The 5,699-nt window shown below is 49.6% G+C and carries 9 protein-coding genes; all 9 read right to left on the bottom strand.

Annotated features, from left to right (window positions below; translation table 11 throughout):
* Positions 1 to 97: 97 nt before the first annotated feature.
* The 9 genes from ASD07_RS30880 to ASD07_RS30875 all read right to left on the bottom strand — a co-directional run bounded on the left by ASD07_RS30880 (position 98) and on the right by ASD07_RS30875 (position 5,568).
* Positions 98 to 355 (bottom strand): hypothetical protein, encoded by a 258-nt coding sequence (locus tag ASD07_RS30880; RefSeq protein ID WP_156398032.1) that lies wholly within the window; start codon positions 353 to 355, stop codon positions 98 to 100.
* Positions 356 to 444: 89 nt separating this feature from the next.
* A complete protein-coding gene (locus ASD07_RS15810; protein WP_055932206.1) occupies positions 445 to 816 on the bottom strand; it encodes a hypothetical protein in 372 nt (123 codons plus the stop codon).
* 642 nt (positions 817 to 1,458) lie between these two features.
* The gene (locus ASD07_RS15805; protein WP_156398031.1) at positions 1,459 to 1,881 is read right to left on the bottom strand and encodes a hypothetical protein; all 423 of its coding nucleotides are present in this window, start codon (positions 1,879 to 1,881) and stop codon (positions 1,459 to 1,461) included.
* Positions 1,882 to 1,941: 60 nt separating this feature from the next.
* On the bottom strand, positions 1,942 to 2,349 hold the full coding sequence (locus ASD07_RS15800; RefSeq protein WP_055932200.1) for a hypothetical protein: 408 nt from the start codon (positions 2,347 to 2,349) through the stop codon (positions 1,942 to 1,944).
* A 45-nt stretch (positions 2,350 to 2,394) separates the two neighbouring features.
* Positions 2,395 to 2,790: a hypothetical protein gene (locus ASD07_RS15795; protein ID WP_156398030.1), complete on the bottom strand. Its 396-nt coding sequence runs from the start codon at positions 2,788 to 2,790 to the stop codon at positions 2,395 to 2,397.
* Positions 2,791 to 2,862: 72 nt separating this feature from the next.
* A complete protein-coding gene (locus ASD07_RS30230) occupies positions 2,863 to 3,270 on the bottom strand; it encodes a hypothetical protein (protein WP_082507366.1) in 408 nt (135 codons plus the stop codon).
* 275 nt (positions 3,271 to 3,545) lie between these two features.
* A complete protein-coding gene (locus tag ASD07_RS15790) occupies positions 3,546 to 4,307 on the bottom strand; it encodes a hypothetical protein (protein ID WP_156398029.1) in 762 nt (253 codons plus the stop codon).
* A 208-nt stretch (positions 4,308 to 4,515) separates the two neighbouring features.
* On the bottom strand, positions 4,516 to 4,950 hold the full coding sequence (locus ASD07_RS15785) for a hypothetical protein (RefSeq protein WP_156398028.1): 435 nt from the start codon (positions 4,948 to 4,950) through the stop codon (positions 4,516 to 4,518).
* A 390-nt stretch (positions 4,951 to 5,340) separates the two neighbouring features.
* The gene (locus tag ASD07_RS30875) at positions 5,341 to 5,568 is read right to left on the bottom strand and encodes a hypothetical protein (protein WP_156398027.1); all 228 of its coding nucleotides are present in this window, start codon (positions 5,566 to 5,568) and stop codon (positions 5,341 to 5,343) included.
* Positions 5,569 to 5,699: the final 131 nt, after the last annotated feature.

Genomic DNA, 5,699 nt, shown 5'->3' with positions numbered 1-5,699 from the left:
CTCCTGGTCGGCAAACAGACTGGTTTTGATCATCGAATTCGGCTCAGATCGAAGAAGCCAAGATCATGCCATCAATGGCGAGGTTTTTCGAGGTGCCCTAAAGTTGCGCGGAAAGGAAACCTTCAGCGAAAGGAAGAAGCGAATACGGAAAATTTCTTGCGTCGTGCAACACGCGTTCCAGCGGCCATAATTCAAACCAGTTGCCATCAACGGTATCCCTTGGCATACCGCCACAGAGGGAATACAGGAGCTCAATATCAGCAGATAAGCTGATGTGTCCCATCTTGGCAAGACTGCGAATTTCTTCTATGGCGAGTCCTGGCAATAACGGAATGCCTTGTTCTCGCCATGACAAAACTGCTCGACGTATATTGCTTACCAAAATTTATCCAATTGCTCCAGGGTTCTCAGCGTGGGACGTCTGCTTCTGGCCGCATCTTGCCATCAAGCGGCGTTGGCGTACGAAAATTCTTCGAAAGGAAGTTCAATGGGAGAAAGCAAGTACGAAATGCCATCCTCACTTTGCTTGACGTGCCAGATTACGATGCCAACAGGGGAAACTTTCAATGAAAGAGGAAATGCGAATGGCGGAATCCATAATAGTTCGACATCACCGTCCCCTTGCCAGTCCATCTCAAGAAAGAGGCGTTTCGCTTCTTCGACATATGGGAGTGCCCTCTCGATAGTGCCAAGTACCACTTCGGGCTTGAGAGCGAATTGGCGATTATCGATGTACTCATAGCCGTATGAGTGGAACTCTCGCAGCTTTTCCGGCGAATAGTCGATAATTTTTTCAATTGGAATTGTGTAGCCCATCTTTTCCTAGATACGTTGTAGTTTGGTCGGGTACTAACCCACGGCGCGACCGGCAGCTCCTGGCCGATGGCCGTCTAACTATTTCTTGTCTTGGGCTGAGAATTTACTTCTGGCGTCAACCCAACCTGGGCGAAGTCCTTTTGCAAATTCCTCCCTGACTTTGGCTAATGAGTACTCATCACCCATGTCAGCCTCGATCTCACCGATGCAGCCCCAACAGTCACCGCCGCAGTCCATTGATAACGGATCGTCTTTCAGGTCCAGTGTTCGGCTGCATATTCCGCATGCTTTAGGCATCTTCAATTCTCATTCCACTTAACCTCGGTGACCGACAGCTGCTGGCCGGCTCCAGTCTACGCCAACTCCGACTCATAAATCTCGGCTTCGTAAAGGCTGTCACCTAGAACTGGGAAGTACGCCAACACCATGGGCAATCCATCGGGCCCAGTGAACCCTTGATCAAGTATTACTTCGTCACCGACACGAGGGACACGACCGTCCGGGGTGAGTAGTCGATAGCGGTTTGCTGGCAACTCCACTAGAAGTTTGGCGCGAGGTAAGGAATCAATCGAGAATATACTTGGCATGACCTTACAAATCCGGTGTGGTTCGAGTATGGCGGCTTCTGGCCGATATCGGCGCTCAGTCGAAAACAATCCGCTGCCCGAGTTCGAACTCGTTCTCGTGGCAGTAAAACACGATTACAGGACTTTCATCCGAGTAGATCATAGCGTCATCACGTGAAGGAACAAAAATATCCTGCCAATTTTCGATGAAAAATGCCCCGCTGCATCGGAAGCAATCGTTCCCGCCGAAAACTACCACCAACGCCTGAGTGCTGGACAATCGCAAGCGTAGCCATTCCGTCGCGGCCGCCACGTCGTCGTCAAATTCTAGGCGTTCAAGCGAATTAACCGTACTGGTGTTCAGACCAAGGTGCGTTTTTGAATCGTAAAGTCCGACCAAGTCATAAGCACAGCGGGCGTCTTTTGCATCGAGCCAAGCGATGTCGTCAGCGAGATGTTTTAGCTCTTCCACTCTCCAATGCGGTTTGTTCATACCCATTTAAAAAATAGTTCTTAATACGTTGACCGGCAGCTGCTGGCCGTTAGCCAACGAAGCATACTAAAAGTGTACACATGTTCCGAAATAGGCCACGTCGTTCTCAAGAAAGGTAAATGGCTTACGGCGCTCTGGAGAGTATTCTTTCACGACAAGTACAAATACGTTGGTGCCTGCGCCGAGCCCCTGTTCGAGGTTCATGGTCGTAACCACTTTGAACGAGTTCTCTGAAGATCCCGGATCAACAACCACAGGCCGTGTAATGAACGAATTCTTCAGCACGCCAGCCATCAAGCCTGTTCGACGTTCGACAGTGAATTCTTTTCCGACAAAAGTCTTGTTCCTAGACGCCACTAGCTTCGAATCCGAATCATCGGACGAAGCTAGTCGGTTGATCGTGCATTTATAGTCTTGGGCCTGCCCAGTGACAGCTGCCATCGACAAAATGAACAAGGAAATAATTTTACACATTCGCATTTGCATACAGTTCAAATCCGTGACCGGTTTTGGCCGGGTTCAGCCTGCCAGGCGCCCATAGACATCGCCTGAACCGTTCCAGTCAATCTTACTCCAGCCCTTCGACGGGACAAATATCTCCAAACCACTGGCAGCCAAGGCTTCTGCCAAAATCGGAATGTCTTCCGGTAGGCTTATCGAGCTGCGACCGTCTACCACGCGGGACTCCAGAATCACCCAATACGGGTGAGGCAAACGGTCATCATCAGAGCAACAGACCTTGAGAGAAGCATTTGCGGCGTAGGCAATGAAATAGCGATTGTCAGGCGGGTAATTAGAGCTTTCTCGTTCCTCAAATACGTCAAGTCCTAAAGCCTGAAAAATTGCTAAGGCAGCCTCTTGTAGCGCAGGTAGCGGGCTATGGACAAACATAACTTCGTGCATGGTTGTTTTCATTAATGATGCATCAAATCGAATGTCAGCAGTTGGCCGAGTTCAGCCCAATTTTGGTTAGAATGCAGCGGGTTCTCACCTGCTTCTTGAACTTAGTATATCGGACACGTCTCGCCAGTTGATGAATGGCGGTAGTTCATTCCCACCAAGAAATGCGGTGAACACTTCCGCGATTTCTGTATGGTTAAACCATTCATCCGATTGCAAAGCAATCTCGCCGGCCCCGAATACTAGTCGAGTCCCATCTGGATAGTTGGAGTTTTTCTCCAACTTGAATCCACGAAAATGGCGGCCCGTAGCCGCATCACGACGCTCCAGCATACAGGTAATGCCGCCACCTGCGACTTGCAAATAATTTCCATGAACGTCGCTTAATGAAGCGAACGAACTCGGACCAAAGCTTTTAAGGCGCGCTATGGCGTTTCTTACCTGCGTCTCAGTCGGAGCGAGGATTGGGGACTTCTTCTCGACTTCTAGTTTCATAAAATTCGTTGGTCAGCTTTTGGCCGATTGTATTCGTTCGCCTGGCTGGCGCATCCGCCCCTTTGCAGAACTTGGTGCACCTCTGAAATGTAATGTTAAACGCACATCAGTACGTTAGTTGATCTGATTAAAGAACGAAACATTGATAGCACCTGACGTGTAGCGCGAATAAGGGAGATGCCCCTCGTATCGGGGGAATGCCAGCCCTTGACTTTGGGTTGGGAAATTCATTTCCTACGGCTTTCGAATCTCGGAATCATTCAATATTTCTGAATTCAATTTGTGGGCTCCAACATTATTGGCGTCAACTTCCCTGAGGCGTCCAAGCTAAAGCTCATAAATTTCCCCTTGAAAAATACGTTTAGGCCAGACAAAGTTCGCAAATAGTCATGCTCCGCATAATTCGCCGCCGCATCAACGTGCTGGATGCCATACCTTTCCATAACTGCTGTCGTTGTGGTCCAGCCAGCCACGTCATAATCTGTGGGCTCTTGCCCCAGGCGATCAATAGCTTCGTCCACACCGATACGCGCATAGAATTCGCTTTGAGCCTTAACAATTCTTTTGAGGCTCTGGTACTTCGACGAATTGGTATTTAGGAAAGACTGATCTTCGTTCGCGCGTTCTAACCTTTCATACTTTTCCATGAAATCACGGAAATTCTTTTGCAGTGCGTTACCATGCCAAACAACAAGTGCTTTTGAATCGATATACTTATTTTTCGCTGCTGGGAATACGTAGTTGGCACATGAGGACATGCACATAAAAGGAATCCTGACATCTATTCCATACTTGTATATCCAATCCCCAAGGAGCATGGCGGCTTCAGCGTCACCACCTGGCGACGTGATCGCAATTACAGATGGGGGACAGCTTCCATAATTCTTTATGAATTTTTCAACACTATCCGTCGAAATTCGGCCACTGAAAATCGCCTCCGGGCGACCTTCATGTGTGCCTTGGCACTTATCGTTTGGTAGAGCAAATGCGATTGACGGTAGAGCAAGAATCAGAGTTAATATTGACGACTGAATCATTGATTCCCTCTAAATGATCGAATGGGCGCGCAGCACTCCACGCTAAGAACCTATCATATCGAGATAAGTAAGAATATCTTCGTCGGAAAGCATGCGATGCTCTGCGCCTGCACGAATAGCGTCCATGTTCACTCGAACCTATTTCGGATTGAATGTATAGACTGCAGCGACGATGTCCGGTTCTGGCCGGCAGCTACACCTGGCCAAACTAGGTCTTAATCTTGTTGCTTGACACATGCACTAGCCACGCAAGCAGGACGGCCAACAAAGTGGCAGTTACGAGCTCTTCAATCATCGCTAAAAGTAGCCATGGTGGATCAGGAAGATAGCCGCCAACGGGAACGAAACTGGGGTACTCCAACGCCATTAAGAACGAAGAGGAGAAGAACTTAACTCCCGCAGCTACGATGATAAGTCCACGCGACACCAGCACTCCAACTAACAGGGCTGGAATCAACCAGTAGAGAGCCGTCCAGAGCGCCTCGAGTCGCTCAAATTTTGACGGGCTTGGATTTTCAAAAGCCCCCACACCCGCAAGCCAAGCCATTCGCCCGAACATGCAGGTAGCGATTAGCGCAAGAAGAATGACAGCTTTCGTTTTACTGAACTTCATCGAATTGCGAATGATGTTGCGGATTGCCAATATAACATGGTGAGCTGCATTGCAGCGAGAATCTAATGTCCGCATTTGGCCGGCAGCAGCTTCAATGCACCGTCGCCAGCAACGTTCACCTTTCCGCTTCCTGCCAGCTACGTTGGGCAGGTGCCATCAAGAAGCTGGGACAGGCACGCGGCAACCCTATGTTGAATTTCATTGACTCGTCGAAGCTGACGAGGATGAGTAAGGTCATCGGTACCGACTTCATAGCTATCGCGTCCCACAACGGTTAGCCCAAAGCTCAGCCTCGCAAGGAAGCGGAGCTGACACTCAAGCGGAAGCGCACTAATCCATGCGGCTTCGTCAGAAACTATTTGCATATATCAAGTAGTAGAAATCAGTTGCGAGCCTTCCGCTGGCGGCGGTTTTCGATTGTCAGCCGGAGCGGGAGGCACAGGCCAGTACCGGAAAACGCTCCGTCAGCGCTTCGTCAAGACTACGTAAAAAGCTCCGGCCATATGCACCGTCTTCCAATTCATCCACCAGCACTTGCGGGATATCGGAGACGTATTCTCTGGACAGCGAGGCTAATCCCATGGCGATGGCGGCCACGCTGTCGACATCTCCACCAAAGTTCACGCAATCACGCAACAGGGCAGACATACTGCGATTTCTGAGCAAGGCAGTGCTCACTGTGAGGTGTACTGTCAATAATGGACACGTCCGTTTCAAGCAGCCAGCGCCTGTTTGTTGAAATTATCTGCAAACAATGCCGGCGATACATAGCCAAGGCG

The organism is Duganella sp. Root336D2, from assembly GCF_001425005.1.
Lineage (GTDB): Bacteria > Pseudomonadota > Gammaproteobacteria > Burkholderiales > Burkholderiaceae_D > Rugamonas.
Note: the sequence above shows the minus strand (reverse complement) of the source record. Positions and strands in the feature narration are given on the sequence as shown.